The organism is Grimontia sp. AD028 (assembly GCF_000973155.1).
GTDB lineage: Bacteria > Pseudomonadota > Gammaproteobacteria > Enterobacterales > Vibrionaceae > Enterovibrio > Enterovibrio indicus.
In genome coordinates this window covers 34,556-50,079 of record NZ_LASY01000065.1, presented here as the reverse complement: position 1 = coordinate 50,079, position 15,524 = coordinate 34,556, and the positions used below count along the sequence as shown (strand labels likewise).

General features: G+C 50.6%; 15 protein-coding genes, 1 tRNA gene and 1 riboswitch. Of the genes, 13 read left to right on the top strand and 3 right to left on the bottom strand.

Features of this window, described 5'->3' with window-relative positions; genetic code table 11:
- The first annotated feature begins 470 nt into the window (after window positions 1-470).
- From RN22_RS25565 to thiH, 9 genes are all read left to right on the top strand, one after another.
- Window positions 471-605, top strand: a complete 135-nt coding sequence (locus RN22_RS25565; protein WP_002541604.1) for a hypothetical protein — start codon at window positions 471-473, stop codon at window positions 603-605.
- An 86-nt stretch (window positions 606-691) separates the two neighbouring features.
- A tRNA-Trp gene (locus RN22_RS15195) sits at window positions 692-768 on the top strand.
- Window positions 769-1,038: 270 nt separating this feature from the next.
- Window positions 1,039-1,422, top strand: a complete 384-nt coding sequence (crcB, locus tag RN22_RS15190; protein ID WP_046305573.1) for a fluoride efflux transporter CrcB — start codon at window positions 1,039-1,041, stop codon at window positions 1,420-1,422.
- Between the two features lie 49 nt (window positions 1,423-1,471).
- A riboswitch (TPP riboswitch) is annotated at window positions 1,472-1,570 on the top strand.
- Window positions 1,571-1,668: 98 nt separating this feature from the next.
- A complete protein-coding gene (gene thiC, locus RN22_RS15185) occupies window positions 1,669-3,582 on the top strand; it encodes a phosphomethylpyrimidine synthase ThiC (protein WP_046305571.1) in 1,914 nt (637 codons plus the stop codon).
- A gap of 8 nt (window positions 3,583-3,590) precedes the next feature.
- Window positions 3,591-4,262 (top strand): thiamine phosphate synthase, encoded by a 672-nt coding sequence (gene thiE, locus RN22_RS15180; RefSeq protein WP_046305570.1) that lies wholly within the window; start codon window positions 3,591-3,593, stop codon window positions 4,260-4,262.
- Complete coding sequence (locus tag RN22_RS15175; protein WP_046305569.1) at window positions 4,234-5,046, top strand: HesA/MoeB/ThiF family protein; 813 nt, start codon at window positions 4,234-4,236, stop codon at window positions 5,044-5,046. Before thiE ends, RN22_RS15175 begins: the two co-directional genes overlap by 29 nt.
- Window positions 5,030-5,230, top strand: coding sequence for a sulfur carrier protein ThiS (gene thiS / locus RN22_RS15170; protein WP_046305568.1), 201 nt, complete (start codon window positions 5,030-5,032; stop codon window positions 5,228-5,230). Before RN22_RS15175 ends, thiS begins: the two co-directional genes overlap by 17 nt.
- 2 nt (window positions 5,231-5,232) lie before the next feature.
- Window positions 5,233-6,003: a thiazole synthase gene (locus RN22_RS15165; RefSeq protein WP_046305567.1), complete on the top strand. Its 771-nt coding sequence runs from the start codon at window positions 5,233-5,235 to the stop codon at window positions 6,001-6,003.
- 11 nt (window positions 6,004-6,014) lie between these two features.
- Window positions 6,015-7,127, top strand: a complete 1,113-nt coding sequence (thiH, locus tag RN22_RS15160; RefSeq protein ID WP_046305566.1) for a 2-iminoacetate synthase ThiH — start codon at window positions 6,015-6,017, stop codon at window positions 7,125-7,127.
- 62 nt (window positions 7,128-7,189) lie between these two features.
- Here the strand turns inward: thiH and RN22_RS15155 are convergent, their stop codons facing one another.
- Together RN22_RS15155 and RN22_RS15150 are read right to left on the bottom strand one after the other, a co-directional pair.
- Window positions 7,190-8,977 carry an aminopeptidase P family protein gene (locus RN22_RS15155; protein WP_046305565.1) on the bottom strand — a complete coding sequence of 596 codons (1,788 nt, stop codon included), beginning with the start codon at window positions 8,975-8,977 and terminating at the stop codon, window positions 7,190-7,192.
- Between the two features lie 48 nt (window positions 8,978-9,025).
- Window positions 9,026-9,997: a LysR substrate-binding domain-containing protein gene (locus RN22_RS15150; protein WP_046305564.1), complete on the bottom strand. Its 972-nt coding sequence runs from the start codon at window positions 9,995-9,997 to the stop codon at window positions 9,026-9,028.
- A 100-nt stretch (window positions 9,998-10,097) separates the two neighbouring features.
- On the opposite strand from RN22_RS15150, the gene RN22_RS15145 reads away from it, so the two are divergent.
- Both RN22_RS15145 and RN22_RS15140 read left to right on the top strand, forming a co-directional pair.
- Window positions 10,098-11,294: a multidrug effflux MFS transporter gene (locus RN22_RS15145; RefSeq protein WP_046305563.1), complete on the top strand. Its 1,197-nt coding sequence runs from the start codon at window positions 10,098-10,100 to the stop codon at window positions 11,292-11,294.
- A gap of 230 nt (window positions 11,295-11,524) precedes the next feature.
- A complete protein-coding gene (locus tag RN22_RS15140; RefSeq protein ID WP_002541590.1) occupies window positions 11,525-11,815 on the top strand; it encodes a hypothetical protein in 291 nt (96 codons plus the stop codon).
- Here RN22_RS15140 and RN22_RS15135 read toward each other — a convergent pair whose 3' ends face one another.
- Window positions 11,816-12,697, bottom strand: a complete 882-nt coding sequence (locus tag RN22_RS15135; RefSeq protein WP_046305562.1) for a DMT family transporter — start codon at window positions 12,695-12,697, stop codon at window positions 11,816-11,818.
- A gap of 139 nt (window positions 12,698-12,836) precedes the next feature.
- Here RN22_RS15135 and rmuC point away from each other — a divergent pair, with 139 nt between their 5' ends.
- Together rmuC and ubiE are read left to right on the top strand one after the other, a co-directional pair.
- Window positions 12,837-14,357: a DNA recombination protein RmuC gene (rmuC, locus tag RN22_RS15130; RefSeq protein WP_046305561.1), complete on the top strand. Its 1,521-nt coding sequence runs from the start codon at window positions 12,837-12,839 to the stop codon at window positions 14,355-14,357.
- Between the two features lie 382 nt (window positions 14,358-14,739).
- Window positions 14,740-15,519, top strand: coding sequence for a bifunctional demethylmenaquinone methyltransferase/2-methoxy-6-polyprenyl-1,4-benzoquinol methylase UbiE (ubiE, locus tag RN22_RS15125; protein WP_046305560.1), 780 nt, complete (start codon window positions 14,740-14,742; stop codon window positions 15,517-15,519).
- Window positions 15,520-15,524 lie beyond the last annotated feature (5 nt).

Here is a 15,524-nt window from a genome sequence, read left to right as displayed (position 1 = left end):
TATGTGCGACCCGGAAAAGTACTTCGCACTTTAGGGCCAGATACTAGCCTTCTTCAATTTCTGAAAGCGTCGCGCTAACTAACTGAAATTAATCCAAAATAAACATGATAATTAAGCTTTTAAGCGTAGAATTATCTAAGCGGCGTGTTTGTTTTCTTTTTGCACCTAGTCACTAAGAGCCTTTTTTCGGTGCTTATCTTCCTTGAGCTTTTCATACTCCCTGTCTGGAACTCAAAACACAAGCCTGTCCACAATTAATGAGTGGTTAAATGCTAATAATTTGATTTATAGGGATATAACGCCTAGATCTAATGTATTAAAAAGCATACAAAGAGTGATCATTGTTAACTTCTCTCACTTTTATTTATGCAATGAATGGAATACTTGCCAGCGGTTCTTATCACTGAGACTTTTTTTATATACCATCGCGGTATTATCAGCTTATCTAACAGGGATAAAGGGATCACCAGATGAATGATTTGTCAGCTTTACTTCAAATGACATTGCTATGTAGTGCTATTGCAGCTTTGGTTGCAGGGCCAGCGGTGATTGCCTTGTTGGTATTTAACAAGTACAAGCAAAAGAATCTTGCCGAAGAATCATAATCTTGTATGAATTCTGTCCACTTGGTTTGGCTTTCCCCAATCAACACTGGCTATTTAACTGATAACCATTAAAATAGCTTGCGTATAGGGGTGTAGCTCCAATTGGCAGAGCAGCGGATTCCAAATCCGCGTGTTGGGGGTTCGAATCCCTCCACCCCTGCCAAATTCGAAGCCTCAGCAGAGATGCTGGGGCTTTTTCATATATGGCATTTGGCTCTGCGAGCTAATTGTTGGGGGCTGGGGCGCCAGTCCGATCGAATCCCACCACCCTTGCCAAAATCGAAGCTTCAGCAGAAATGCTGGGGCTTTTTCGTATCTACTGTTCCCCCATTCAGTTCAGCATTTGAATTGGCTAAAAGATCGCCTTAGCGAATAGGTTCTTTAAGGCGTATCATGTCAGCTTGGTTTTTTCGATAGCATGGGTTTGAACGCCATGAATCAAGCGGCTTTACTCTTCTATATTGCGATTGGAGGTGCATTTGGTGCCTGTTCTCGCTACCTCATCTCCGAGCTATGCGCTGTGATGCTAGGGCGCGGGTTCCCTTATGGCACTTTGACGGTTAATGTCGTGGGCTCATTTATCATGGGGCTACTCGTTGCCGCCTTGGAGCAAGAAGTCTTTTCTCCAGGTCCTTGGCGCCATCTTATTGGACTAGGTTTTCTTGGGGCGCTCACTACCTTTTCCACGTTTTCTATGGATAACGTTTTGCTGCTTCAACAGGGTGAGTGGTTCAAAATGGGCCTGAATGTTGTGCTTAATGTTGTTATCTGTATCTTTGCTGCTTGGGCAGGCTTTCAGTTGTTAATGCGCGGTTAATCACTTTGAGTGGTTGAGATAACGGAAAGCATTCCCTATACTCGTTCGCTGATACTTGTCGGAGTGCCATTTGGCTGAGACTGCGAAAGCAGGATCCGTTGAACCTGATCAGGCTAATACCTGCGAAGGGAACAAGAGAACAACAATAGTGGTGTTCAGGGATAGCCATATCCATAAGTTTCGCCACACCTCTTGCTCAGCAAATCCGGCAAGCATTTATTCCCCAAAATATATTGGAGTAATGCTATGTCGAACCGTAAACAAGCCAGAAACGAAGCAAAAGCCTTTATCGACAACCTGTCGGTACAACCCTTTCCTAACTCTCTTAAAGTTCATGTAGAAGGCTCACGTCCAGATATCCGGGTGGGCATGCGTGAAATATCCCTAGCACCAAGCCTCATTGGTGGCACTAAAGATAACCCCCAGTTTGAAGAAAATGAGCCAGTTCGTGTTTACGACACCTCTGGTGTGTATACCGATCCTGACTACGAAATTGACATTTATGCGGGTCTGCCAAAGCTGCGTGAGCGCTGGATAGAAGAGCGGAGTGATACTGAACTTCTTGATGGTGTGACGTCAGATTTTGCCAAGACACGTTTGGATGATGACACACTGGATGAGCTTCGTTTTGGTAATCTACCGTCCGTGCGTCGAGCCAAAAATGGGCAGTGTGTTACCCAGCTACACTATGCACGTCAGGGTATCATCACGCCTGAAATGGAATACATCGCGATTCGTGAAAACATGGGTCGCCAGCAATATGCAGATGAGCAACTGAACCGTCAGCATCCAGGTCAGAACTTTGGTGCTAACCTTCCAAAAGAAATTACGCCGGAATTTGTTCGTAAAGAAGTTGCGGAAGGCCGCGCGATCATTCCTTCCAATATTAACCACCCTGAATCTGAGCCAATGATCATTGGCCGCAATTTTCTGGTGAAGGTGAACGCAAATATCGGTAACTCATCAGTCACCTCATCGATTGAAGAGGAAACCGAGAAGTTGGTGTGGTCGACCCGCTGGGGTGCAGATACGGTCATGGATTTGTCGACTGGTCGGAACATCCATGAAACTCGCGAGTGGATCCTTAGAAACAGCCCTGTGCCAATCGGTACTGTTCCTATGTATCAGGCACTTGAGAAGGTAAACGGTATCGCTGAAAACCTGACGTGGGAAGTGATGCGCGACACTCTTATTGAGCAGGCAGAGCAGGGTGTTGATTACTTCACTATCCACGCTGGCGTACTGCTTCGTTATGTACCAATGACAGCTAAACGTGTCACTGGCATTGTCTCCCGAGGTGGCTCTATCATCGCCAAGTGGTGTCTGGCGCACCATCAGGAAAGTTTTCTCTACACTCACTTCCGCGAGATTTGTGAAATCTGTGCGAAGTATGACGTGGCATTGTCGCTGGGCGATGGTCTGCGTCCGGGATCTATTGCCGATGCTAACGACGAAGCTCAATTCTCAGAGCTCCGTACTCTTGGTGAGTTGACTAAGGTTGCTTGGGAGTACGACGTTCAGGTGATGATTGAAGGCCCAGGCCATGTGCCAATGCACATGATCAAAGAAAACATGGAAGAGCAGTTAGAGCATTGCCACGAAGCACCTTTCTACACGCTTGGACCTTTGACGACAGACGTTGCTCCGGGCTATGACCACATCACTTCAGGTATTGGTGCGGCGATGATCGGCTGGTTTGGCTGCGCCATGCTTTGCTATGTGACACCGAAAGAACATTTAGGTCTTCCGAATAAAGATGACGTGAAAGTCGGCCTGATTACCTACAAGCTCTGTGCTCATGCGGCTGATTTGGCAAAAGGACACCCTGGTGCTCAGGTACGTGACAATGCCCTGTCTAAAGCGCGCTTCGAATTCCGTTGGGAAGATCAGTTCAATCTGGCGCTCGACCCAGATACTGCGCGCGCTTATCACGATGAAACTCTCCCTCAGGAATCGGGCAAAGTGGCACACTTCTGCTCAATGTGCGGTCCTAAATTCTGCTCAATGAAAATCAGTCATGAAGTTCGTGATTATGCTAAAGGCCTTGAGCTAGGCGAAGGCATTGAAGTGAAAATGCTGGAAGATCCGCTTGAAGGCATGAAACAAAAATCGGCGGAATTTCTCGCCAAAGGCAGCGAACTATACCACCAGAAAGCGTAGGAGGTGCTATGAACACCTCTCCCGTGTTTCCAAGGATGGACGGGGGCATTGGCCCTCTTTATCCGGTGGTTGATGATATTGCCCTGTTGAAGCGTTTGCTGGCGTTTGGTGTGCGTACGGTTCAGCTTAGGGTTAAAGACGCTAACCATCCTAATCTTGATGCCATGATCAAAGAGGCTGTCGCTTGCGGCCGCCTCTGTCAGGCTCAGGTATTTATCAACGATCACTGGGAAAAGGCTCTCGATGCCGGTGCATATGGGATCCATCTGGGTCAGGACGATTTGAAATCGGCGGATCTGGATGCAATAGCCACTGCTGGCATTCGCCTTGGAGTGTCCACCCGGACTTCCGATGAACTGGATTTAGCATTGTCATTAAAGCCTAGCTATTTAGCCATCGGCCATATTTTCCCAACCCCAACCAAACAGATGCCGACGCCTCCCCAGGGTGTAGCGCAGTTGTCGAAGCATTTAGCGACAGTAGCAGGGAAAGTACCGACAGTGGCTATTGGTGGCATTGATCTCGCTAAAACCCTAGAAGTTTGGCAAAGCGGTGTGGATGCGATCGCCGTTGTGCGGGCGGTCACCCAGTCCTGTGACTTGGCGGCAACGCTTCAATCATTCTCTGAGGTGCTGACAGAGGAGGCGAGAAATGAGCGTATCGTCGTCGAACAAAGCTAGTCTGTCAGACTGTGAGTTTGACCGTTACAGTCGCCAAATCATGTTGGATAACTGGGGCGAAGAGGCGCAACTGAAACTTTCCCAAGCCAAAGTACTGATAGTGGGATGTGGTGGTCTTGGAACTGCGGCATCGCAGTATTTGGCCGGGGCAGGAGTCGGACAGTTAGTGCTGGCTGATGGCGATATGCTGGAGCGTTCAAACTTGCCGAGGCAAATTGCTTATCGTGAAAAGGACTTGGGTAAAGGTAAGGCGAAAGCGCTGAGCGAACAACTTAACGGGTTAAATAGCCTCATCCAATGTCGCCCCGTCACTCGTCAGCTTGATGGAATGGCGTTGGAGCTCGAAGCTTCCCTAGCCGATATCGTGCTGGATTGCAGCGACAACATGGCAACCAGGCAGGCGGTGAATGCCGCCTGCGTGAAATTGGGCAAGCCATTGATTTCTGGTGCAGGTATTGGTTGGCAAGGTCAACTGATGACTTTCGATTTCAGAACCTCTTCCTCGCCTTGTTATCACTGCCTATTCCCCTCCCATCAGAACCCTCAATCGAGGAGTTGCCAGAGTGCAGGTGTCGTGGGGCCAGTAGTGGGTATTATCGGAAATTTTCAGGCTTTAGAAGCACTTAAGCTACTGATTGGAGAAAGGCTGTCACCTAACTTCTTTCAGTTTGATGGTCTGTCATTTTCGCTCAAAAAGATGCTGGTTGCTCGCGATCCTGAGTGTGCCATTTGTCAGCCTCGCGCACTTCTAAATAAGGAGATCTCACATGCAGATCTGGCTTAATGATGAAGCCTACTCGCCAAAAACTGCCAGCGATTTGCTGGCATTGGTGAACGAATTATCTCTGCCTGAACAGTCGGTGGCGATAGCTCTGAACGGTGAAATTATCCCTCGGAGCCAGTGGCAATCTACACCACTGACTGAGGGGGTTCAGGTCGCCATGTTTCAGGCCATTGCCGGAGGTTAACCATGTTGAAAATTGCAGATAAAACATTTTCCTCTCGCCTGTTTACCGGAACAGGAAAGTTCTCAAGCATCCAGGTGATGGCAGAAAGTATCGCCGAAAGTGGCTCCGAGTTGGTTACCATGGCGCTAAAACGTGTCGATATCCAAAAGCGTGATGATGACATTCTGGCGCCACTGATTGCGTCGGGCGTGAATCTGTTACCTAACACGTCGGGGGCAAAGACGGCGAAAGAAGCTATTTTTGCCGCAAGACTTGCCCGTGAGGCGCTGGGAACGAACTGGCTGAAGCTCGAAATTCATCCTGATCCCAAATACCTGATGCCTGACCCGATTGAAACCTTGAAAGCGGCTGAAGCACTGGTCAAAGAGGGGTTTGTGGTGCTGCCATATTGCCATGCCGATCCTGTGCTTTGTAAGCATCTGGAAGAAGCTGGTTGTGCGGCTGTCATGCCCCTTGGTGCGCCCATTGGCAGCAACAAAGGCCTTGCGTCGCGAGACTTTCTCGACATCATCATCGATCAGGCCAAAGTGCCAGTGGTGGTTGATGCGGGTATTGGCGCACCCTCCCATGCTGCTGAGGCGATGGAAAAAGGTGCAGATGCGGTGCTGGTTAACACGGCCATTGCTGCGGCAGCCGACCCTGTCGCGATGGCTAAGGCCTTCAAGTTAGCCGTAGAAGCAGGACGCATGGCGTATGAGTCAGGCTTAGCAGGTCAGGTAAAACAAGCTGTTGCCTCCAGCCCACTCACTGCTTTTCTTGATGAGCTGGCGTGACGGGAGGAGATATGGCTTTTTCTGATCATTGGCAGACGCTTAATTGGGATGATATCCGTCTCTCGATTTACAGTAAAACGGAAGCGGATGTTCAGCGGGCACTGGCTAAGCCAAAGCGGAACTTGGAAGACTTCAAGGCGCTGATCTCGCCCGCCGCGGAGCCCTTCCTTGAAGCGATGGCGCAGCAATCTGCAGCGCTGACCCGGCGTCGATTCGGCTATACGGTCAATTTCTACTTGCCGCTTTATCTGTCGAACCTTTGCGCCAACGCTTGTACCTATTGCGGCTTTTCAATGGAAAACCGTATCAAGCGACGTACCCTGTCATTGGATGACATTGAGCGTGAGTGCGAAGCGATTAAAGCAATGAACTTCGATAGCATTCTTTTGGTAACGGGTGAGCATCAAACCAAAGTGGGGATGGACTACTTTAGAACCTCAGTGCCTGCCATTAAGCAGCATTTCAGCTACCTCGCTATGGAAGTCCAGCCGATGGAAACTGCGGATTATGCTGAATTGAAAGCATTAGGTTTGGATGCAGTGATGGTCTATCAGGAAACCTATAATCGCTCGACCTATGCCGAACATCATCTGCGTGGTAACAAGACGGATTTTGCTTTCCGTCTTGATACCCCTGACAGGCTTGCCCAGGCAGGGATCGACAAGATTGGCATTGGTGCTCTGATTGGACTGGATGAGTGGCGAACGGATTGCTTCTTTGTCGCCAGTCACCTTGAGTACATGGAGCGAACCTACTGGCGAAGCCGTTACTCGATTTCCTTCCCAAGGCTCCGTCCTTGTGAGGGGGCGGTACAGCCAAAGTCGGTGATGACGGATAGGCAACTGGTTCAGCTTATCTGTGCCTACAGGTTGCTCAATTCAGAAGTGGAGCTTTCTTTATCGACCCGAGAGTCGCCTGAATTTCGGGATAAAGTATTGCCGCTTGGGATCACTTCGATGTCAGCAGCTTCGAAAACCCAGCCTGGTGGTTACGCTGATGATGAACCTGAGCTTGAGCAGTTTTCGGTCTCTGACGAGCGCAGTGCCAGTGCGGTGGCTACTGCGGTGAAAGCGGCAGGTTTTGAGGTGGTTTGGAAGGACTGGGAGCAGGGATATTCTGGATAATAAACAGAGTTATTGTGTAAACAAAGAGCGCCAATCGGCGCTCTTCTCCTTGGTGTTAACATCTAGCGTGAAAGGGCGGCAGTTGCCTGTTCAAGCCACGCCAAGTCTTCCCCTCCCAGCGCCGGGCTAACGTCCTGCCACACTTTCTGGTGGTAATCGTTCCACCAGGCAATCTCGTTGTCAGTCAGCAGTGATACGTCCACCAAGCGGCGATCGATTGGAGCGCGGGTTAATGACTCAAAACCAAGCACAGTCATGTCGCCCTGGGTTGGTACTTCTACCACCAACTCCAGGTTTTCGATGCGGATACCAAAGGCATCAGCGCGGTAATAGCCTGGCTCATTTGACAGCACCATGCCTGGCAGCAGTGCAACGGTACTCGGCGCTTTGGCAATACGCTGAGGACCTTCATGGACGCTTAAGAAGTGACCTACGCCGTGGCCTGTGCCATGGTCGTAGTCGAAGCCGTTAGCCCACAGGTGCTGACGCGCCAGCGCATCCAGTTGGCTACCAGCGGTACCCTTCGGAAAACGTGCAGTTGCCAGAGAGATATGGCCTTTCAGTACCAGAGTGAAAGCTTGCTTCACTTCGTCGGAACATTCACCAATCGCAACAGTGCGGGTGATATCGGTCGTACCATCCGGATATTGACCGCCTGAGTCCACCAGATAGACATTGTTGAGCTCAAGCTCGCCCGGGTCAGCCTGATTCAGGTGGTTGTAATGGCACATAGCTGCATTGCCACCTGCTGCTGAGATAGTATCGAAGCTCAAATCTGCCAGTGTTTTATCCAGTTCGCGGAAGCTGTAGAGCTTGTTTGAAAGCTCGGCTTCGTTTGGCAGGTTGCCCGCCGCGACTTCTTTATCCAGCCAGGCAAGGAAACGGCTGACTGCCACGCCATCGCGGACATGGCTTGCTTTCATACCTGCGACTTCTACTGCGTTTTTGGCCGCTTTTGGCAGCATGCATGGGTCGGCAGCGTGAACGATAATGGCACCGTTTTGATTCAGTACCTGACTTGCCCAGGCATTGCTGGTTTGCGGGTCGACCAACACAGATTGGCCGGATAGTGCAGCCAGAGCCGATTCCAGTGCTTCTGGAGCTTGAACCGATACGCCTTCGCCCACATGCGCTGAGAAACCTTCAGGCAGGCGCGCAGGGTCGATAAACAGAGTGACTTCGCCTTTGGCATTGACGATAGCGCTGGCCAGCACCACGGGCAGACGTGATACATCGCCACCACGGATATTCAGAAGCCAACAGATGCTGTCGAGCTGACTTAAAAGCGCTGCATCAGCGCCGGATTTAGCAATCGCAGTACCGATTTCACGGCGTTTATCTTCGCTGTTTTGACCCACAATGTTGGTGCCCATCAGCCTTGCATTGGTTAGCAGGGGAGCAGGACGATCATGCCATGCAGTATCGACCGGGTTAGTATCTACACACACCAAATCCAGTTTACCCTCGACCAGTTTCTCGGCAGATGCCAGCCAGTTGGCGCTGTGAAGGCGTGGGTCAACGGCAACTTTGCTGCCTTGAGGTAGGTTGTCTTGCAGCCATTGCAGGGCAGGCTCTTCAATCAGATGACGGTATTCGAAAATGTCACCGGGCACTTGCTTGCGTACCTGTACCGTGTAGCGGCCATCAACAAACATCGCGGCTTTGTCTCGCGCGATAACCGCCGCGCCCGCTGAGCCAGTAAAACCTGTCGCCCAGTGGAGGCGTTCATTGTGCTCGGGGATGTATTCGCCGAGAAATTCGTCTTCATGAGGAATGATCAGAGCGTCCAGTGCCTGTTCTTCCAGCCAGCGTCTCAATGCATCGACGCGCTGCGCAATAATGGCGTGCATTCTTCGTCCTTATTTGGGTGATCGTATAGGGGTCTTTGGTTGTCTAAGCTATCTGTTTTCATCTGCCGCTGCAATTTCTGTCATATGTCGACAACGTGAAATAATCAGCTGCCGTAACCAGCTATGACCAGGATCGGATTGCTGACTTTGATGCCAGAACAGGGTATATGCCATGGGCGGTAAAGGTGTTGGCAATGACAACACGTGTAAATTGAGTTGCTTAGCGACGGCTGCTGCAAAATGCGCCGGCGCGGTAAACACCAGGTCGGTATGGGTGCAAAGGCTCGCCGCGCTGTTGAAATCCGGTACATACATTGCGATGTCGCGCTCAATGCCCCGCTCTGCAAGTTTATAGTCAAGCAGCCAGCGATCGCTACCATCACACCTGACCTGAACGTGTCGCTGTTTCAGGTAGGTATCCAAATCCCATTTTGCTTCATTTAGCACGGGGTGATCTTTTCTCACTATCACCCGTTGCTCATCCTGATAAAGCTCCTCATAGATGATGCCTTTCGGCGGCATCATCGTCAGCATGGCGTCAGCAGGGTTAAGGTCTTTTCCCGTAATGCCAAAATCTACCTCACCACGTGCCATGGCGTCGAAAGTTTGCCCGCTCCAAGCTTGGGTATCCAGCGTGATTGAGGGAGCTGCGTCGAGGATTTCACCTAAAAATCGGGGAAGCAGCAGAGGATAGGCACTTTCGACCAGTGAGAAGTGAAAACGGCGATCGCTGGTTGCCGGGTTGAATTCATCCGAGACTGTCAGCCCTTCAATGTGCCCTAGCAGGCTTTTCAGTCCCGGTTTTAAGGACAAGGCTTTCGGCGTTGGGTAAAGGCCACGGGAAGTGCGGTTGAACAAGGGGTCATCAAACTGCTCTCGAAGCTTGGCGAGGTTCTTACTGACCGCGGATTGACTGAGATGAAGACGCTGCGCAGCCCGGGTGACGTTGCTTTCTTCCAGTAATACATGAAGACAGATCAGCAGGCTTAGATCGAAACGAAGCAGTTGGTTGAGGTTCATTCAGTATTATTCCTGATGGGAATGTCTGACCTGAATATAAACCATTTTTGTTCATATCAAAATCCCACTACACTCCGCCTCAAATCATCAGGAGTTCTTTATGTCTACCCCTTCTTCCAAGCCTGATAGCCGACTTGTGGCCCTCATGGTCCTGCTGGTGCTGTTCAGCCCACTGGCAATCGATATTTACTTGCCTGCGATGCCACTGATGGCGGCAGAGTTTGATGTGGCCTCTACCCGAATTCAGGACACTATTTCCTGGTTTATGGTAAGTCTGGGTCTTGGCCAGCTTCTGGCAGGACCTTTGGCAGACCGCTATGGTCGCCGGCCAGTCGCGATAGCTGGTATCGTGATTTACAGCTTGAGCTCGGGCTTTGCCTGGGTTGCAAGCTCGCTGGATGCGCTGCTTTTTGCCCGTCTGATGCAAGGTGCAGGCGCTTGTGCAACTTCTGTGTGTGCATTCGCTGCCGTGCGTGACAGTTTTGGCGGTAAACGAAGCGGGCAGATGATCAGCTACCTTAACGGCGCTATCTGTTTCATTCCTGCGCTGGCACCGCTTTTGGGGGCATGGCTAACTGCTCAGTTTGGCTGGCGTTCAAACTTCAGCTTTATGATGGCGTATGCGCTGGTGGCCTTAGTACTGGTATTGACCCTGTTCCGTGAAACCCGTCCGACAGACACGGACAGCAGTGGTAAACTGCTGAGCCCTTCGCGTTACTGGCAGGTTTTGAAAGAGCCAGTGTTTGTGTATCACGCTGTGCTTTGTATGCTGGCGATGTCGGTTATTTTGGCTTACGTCACCTCAGCACCGGTTCGCCTGATTAATGGCCTTGGCCTTACCATGGAGCAATTCACCCTGTGGTTTGGTGTCAATGCGGTGCTGAACATCACAGCATCCATGACGGCGCCAAAAGTCATGGATAAATTTGGTAGTCGCAAAACCCTGAATGCCGGCATGCTACTGCTGGTGTTTGCAGGTGGCCTGATGGCTGCACTTAGCACCACACAAGCTGCCTGGGCATTTATGGTGCCTGTCTTCCTGTCATCATTTGGTTTCGCCTGGATTCTGGGCTCAGCGGCGGGTAAAGCGCTGGAGCCGTTTGGTCAACGTGCAGGAACGGCAGCCGCTTTGCTGGGTCTTTTCCAGATGAGTGGTGCAGGTGTGTTGGTCAGCCTGACACAACGCGCAGGTCTTTCTGAGCCACACCTTCTGGTCTTTCACATGTTGCTGCTGGCACCAGGCCTTTTGCTGTTGTGGTCGTCGAAAGGTAAACGCTGGCATACCGCAGAAGCGTAAAACTTAGCGAATTCACTAATAAGACGCGAAAAGCGCGACGGTCTCGACAACCGTTATTCCACCATTTACCCGTTAATTGCTCATTAGCGGGTATTTTTTTGTTGCTTATTTGGCTTGGGAAGTATATTTAGTGTGCGAATTTCTCAGATCTTCCCGATTTCGGGGTGCCAGCCAAATCAAAGGCTGTTCGCACACTCCTTCGTAAATACATACACAGGCAGTTAAATATTATGTCGATGTCGACAATTGAATTAGCTCGTCATCTGGAGATGCTAGAAGAATCTCCGGAAAAAATGATGTTCGGTAAATTGCTCACTGAATTGAGCGGCATGAGTGAAGAGCGCGTAAAAAGCGCTGCGCGTCAGGTGCCAATCAGTGGTCTTCGCGAGCTGGTACACCAGTTCAATAAAGTGATTGATGAGCGCAAAGGTGAGCGTGTGCTGGAATTGGCGCAAGAGCTGGCAAACGACGGTATTTCTGTCGATGAGCTGCGCGACTATCTCGCGCAGCGCAGCGCCTGATTATTTCGCTTTCCCTTTTCGCTGCTGAATCAGCAAACCGACAACAATCATTACCAGACCGATTAAGGTCGTAGGATGAATTTGTTCTCCAATAATTTGCGACAGCAAGATCAGCGAAATAAAAGGTGAAATAAAGATCAGGTTACTGATCTTGGCGGTATTAGTGGCAAGCTTCATGGCATTAAGCCAAAGCACAAAAGTAATGCCCATCTCGAACAGACCGACATAGGTCACCGCCGCCCAGCCTTGCCATGGAATGCCACTCCAGTCGCTGGAGTACAGGCTAAGTCCAATCGAAAACGGCAAAGAAAGTAAGAAACCAAGCAGCAGCCCAATTACTGGGTCGGCTTGGTTTTTTGCGTTCAAAATCCAGTAACCCGCCCACAAAACCGTGGAAAGCAGCGCTAATCCGACACCTAATGGGCTGTCGAATTGCAGGCCGAAGATATCTCCTTTGGTGGCAATGACCACCACACCGGCATAACCCAGCGCCGCCGCAACCCAATCCTGTTTACGAATTTTCTGGCCTAGGAATACCGCTGCCATCAGCGTCAGGGTGATCGCCCAGCTGTAGTTCAATGGCTGCGCGAGGGAAGCGGGCAACAAATCATAAGCTTTGAACAGCACCAGATAATAAATGAGCGGGTTGATAAGCCCGAGCAGCAGGTAATACAGCGGTCGTTTGGCAAAGGTAGACGTCAACAGGTGCAATTTGCCCTGAAAGCCTGCCACCGCAGCCAGAGAAATTGCCGAAACCACACTGGCGGCAGCCAGCATCTGAATCGGAGTCATATAGCTCAGGGTAATTTTAAAAGCCGTCGCGACGGTCGACCAAAGGAGCACCGCAGCCAATCCGTAGCTAATCGCAAGGCGGTCGTTCATAGGAGAATCACTTATAAAAAATGAGGGAGAGAATGCGGCAGTCTAGAGCAAGATCTGCTCAATAGAAAAGCTGGACATTTATCCAGTGTCTGATTAGCCTTCAATACAGTTAGCGTATTGGAAATAAAAGGGTATCGGCATGCAGCTTGAAGCGCTGTTTTCAGACAGTCTGGTATGGATGGCAGCAGGGGCTGGCGCAGGTCTCACAGCTTTATTGGCGGCGCTTTACCATCGTATGGCAAAACAAAATCTGCAGGACTTGCATGAGCAATTGCGGGAAGCTGATGAAAAACACAGCCAGTCTGAGATTGGTCGGCTGAAGAGCGAAAACCAGACCTTGCAGGATGAGCTTGATGGCATGGATCTGGAACGTGATCGCTTAAGCTCTGAGCTTCGCACTCAATATGGCAAGCTCGCTGCAGCGGCAGAAAAGCTGCGCCAGATGGAAACCCTGCGCGCTGAAAAAGCCCAATTGGCCGATACCGTTGAGAACCTTCGTGATACCAAAGCGGCACTGGAGCTGACCCTTCGCGAGCAGCAAACCCGTACCGAAGAGCAGCTTGAAGCTGCAGAAGAGAAAATCAAACTGCTGGAAGGCGCGGAGGAGCGTCTTCGTATTCAGTTCGAAGCGCTCGCCAACAAAGTCTTTGACCACAAAACCCGCACTGTGGATGAACAAAATCGCCAGAGTCTTGAATCTCTCTTGAGTCCTTTGAAAAACGAGCTGGAAGGTTTCCGTAAGCAAGTCAGTGACAGCTTTGGCGAACAGGCCAAAGAGCGCCACACTCTGGTGCATGAAATTAAAAACCTCCAACAGCTTAATGAGGCCATGACTCGTGAAGCGGTTAACCTGACTCAGGCGCTCAAAGGCGACAACAAGCAGCAAGGCAACTGGGGGGAAGTGGTTCTTGCCCGTGTGCTGGAAGAATCCGGCCTTCGTGAAGGGTATGAATACGAGACTCAGGTCAGCCTTGAAAACGAGCAGGGTAAACGCTACCAGCCGGATGTCATCGTACGCCTGCCGCAAGGGAAGGATGTGGTGATTGATGCCAAGATGGCACTGGTGGCGTATGAACGTTATTACCACGCCGAATCGCTGGTGGATAAAGACAATGCACTGCGCGAGCACATTGCCGCCATTCGCGGTCATATCCGAGGCCTTGGCCGCAAGGACTATCATCAGCTTCATGGCATTCAAAGCCTCGATTATGTACTGATGTTTATTCCTGTCGAGCCCGCGTTCCAGATTGCCATCGAAGCTGAGCCTTCCCTTATCCGAGAAGCGCTGGACCACAACATCATGTTGGTGAGCCCAACCACTTTGCTTGTGGCGCTCCGCACCATCAATAATCTGTGGCGCTTTGAGCATCAGAACCAGAATGCCCGTGTTATTGCAGAAAAAGCTGGCAAGCTTTACGACAAAATTCGTCTGTTTGTGTCTGACATGGAAGCCATGGGGTCGGCGCTCGATAAAGCGTCAGACAGCTATCAAAACGCCGTGAACAAGCTTTCCAGCGGACGAGGCAATATTTTGCGTCAGGCCGAGAGCTTTAAAACGCTGGGTGTGGAAGTGAAGCGCGATATCAGCCCAGCTATGCTGAAAAGAGATACGACAGAAGAGAATGATGATGTTGTGACCTTACCCGTCTCAAAGGATTAAACGGACAGTCACTTGGCGCACTAAGCGCTTTGAGCATGCTCTGCATCATGCTCAAATAACCGCATGAAGGCGAGTTCAGCGAGTAGTAATTGGCTTTCAAACAAGGAGTGGATTTGAAGGCGTAGTGGGCTACACCGAAAAGCCACAACGAAGTGTGGAAGCCAATTAAACTCGCCCTTCGGGAGTGATTCAGCACGCCCTCTTCGGTGTCAAACGCCTTTGAAGTGGCTCACCATTTCCGCAGGCGTTTTCCTTGAAGTGGGCGTGCTGTTATCACTCTGAACAGCGCTTCTTGTGGTTGTTTGAGCATGTAAAGTACACTAAGCGCAAAAATATCGGGCGTTTTCTTCTTTTCCGGCCCGGTGTTACTCAGGGGTTAATAATGACAGATATGACACAGGGCGTGACGCAAGACGCGGAACAGAATACCACCCACTTTGGCTTCAAGACCGTCGCTAAAGATGAGAAAGCCGGTATGGTTGCCAACGTCTTCCACAATGTGGCGGCAAAGTACGACATCATGAACGATGTGATGTCCATGGGTATTCACCGTATCTGGAAACGCTTTACCATTGATTGCAGTGGTGTGCGTCCGGGCCATCGTGTCCTCGACCTGGCTGGCGGTACTGGCGATCTGACGGCTAAATTCTCCCGCATCGTGGGTGAGAAAGGTCAGGTGGTGTTGGCAGACATCAACAACTCCATGTTGAATGTCGGTCGCGACAAACTGCGCGATCTGGGTATCGTCGGCAACGTGAATTACGTGCAGGCGAACGCGGAAGAGCTGCCATTCCCTGATAACTACTTTGATTGCATCACCATTGGCTTTGGTCTTCGTAACGTCACTGATAAAGACAAAGCACTGCGCTCAATGTACCGCGTACTGAAGCCGGGTGGCCGTCTGCTGGTGCTTGAATTCTCCAAGCCAATCGTTGAGCCGCTGTCAAAAGTCTATGATGCCTACTCTTTCCACCTACTGCCGAAAATGGGCGAAATTATCGCGAATGACGGCGAAAGCTACCGTTATTTGGCGGAATCTATCCGCATGCACCCCGATCAGGACACCCTGAAAGGCATGATGGAAGAAGCAGGTTTCGAGCAAACCAAATACTTCAACCTGACCGGTGGTATTGTTGCCCTGCACCGCGGCTACAAATTCTAAGGGGT

What these genes read in the sequence shown, in the direction of transcription:
- crcB (WP_046305573.1), top strand. Translation starts at nt 1,039, where the DNA reads ATGAATCAAGCGGCTTTACTCTTCTATATTGCGATTGGAGGTGCATTT.
- RN22_RS25565 (WP_002541604.1), top strand. Translation starts at nt 471, where the DNA reads ATGAATGATTTGTCAGCTTTACTTCAAATGACATTGCTATGTAGTGCT.
- thiC (WP_046305571.1), top strand. Translation starts at nt 1,669, where the DNA reads ATGTCGAACCGTAAACAAGCCAGAAACGAAGCAAAAGCCTTTATCGAC.
- RN22_RS15165 (WP_046305567.1), top strand. Translation starts at nt 5,233, where the DNA reads ATGTTGAAAATTGCAGATAAAACATTTTCCTCTCGCCTGTTTACCGGA.
- RN22_RS15175 (WP_046305569.1), top strand. Translation starts at nt 4,234, where the DNA reads ATGAGCGTATCGTCGTCGAACAAAGCTAGTCTGTCAGACTGTGAGTTT.
- ubiE (WP_046305560.1), top strand. Translation starts at nt 14,740, where the DNA reads ATGACAGATATGACACAGGGCGTGACGCAAGACGCGGAACAGAATACC.
- RN22_RS15155 (WP_046305565.1), bottom strand. Translation starts at nt 8,977, where the DNA reads ATGCACGCCATTATTGCGCAGCGCGTCGATGCATTGAGACGCTGGCTG.
- RN22_RS15140 (WP_002541590.1), top strand. Translation starts at nt 11,525, where the DNA reads ATGTCGATGTCGACAATTGAATTAGCTCGTCATCTGGAGATGCTAGAA.
- thiS (WP_046305568.1), top strand. Translation starts at nt 5,030, where the DNA reads ATGCAGATCTGGCTTAATGATGAAGCCTACTCGCCAAAAACTGCCAGC.
- RN22_RS15135 (WP_046305562.1), bottom strand. Translation starts at nt 12,697, where the DNA reads ATGAACGACCGCCTTGCGATTAGCTACGGATTGGCTGCGGTGCTCCTT.
- thiH (WP_046305566.1), top strand. Translation starts at nt 6,015, where the DNA reads ATGGCTTTTTCTGATCATTGGCAGACGCTTAATTGGGATGATATCCGT.
- rmuC (WP_046305561.1), top strand. Translation starts at nt 12,837, where the DNA reads ATGCAGCTTGAAGCGCTGTTTTCAGACAGTCTGGTATGGATGGCAGCA.
- RN22_RS15150 (WP_046305564.1), bottom strand. Translation starts at nt 9,997, where the DNA reads ATGAACCTCAACCAACTGCTTCGTTTCGATCTAAGCCTGCTGATCTGT.
- RN22_RS15145 (WP_046305563.1), top strand. Translation starts at nt 10,098, where the DNA reads ATGTCTACCCCTTCTTCCAAGCCTGATAGCCGACTTGTGGCCCTCATG.
- thiE (WP_046305570.1), top strand. Translation starts at nt 3,591, where the DNA reads ATGAACACCTCTCCCGTGTTTCCAAGGATGGACGGGGGCATTGGCCCT.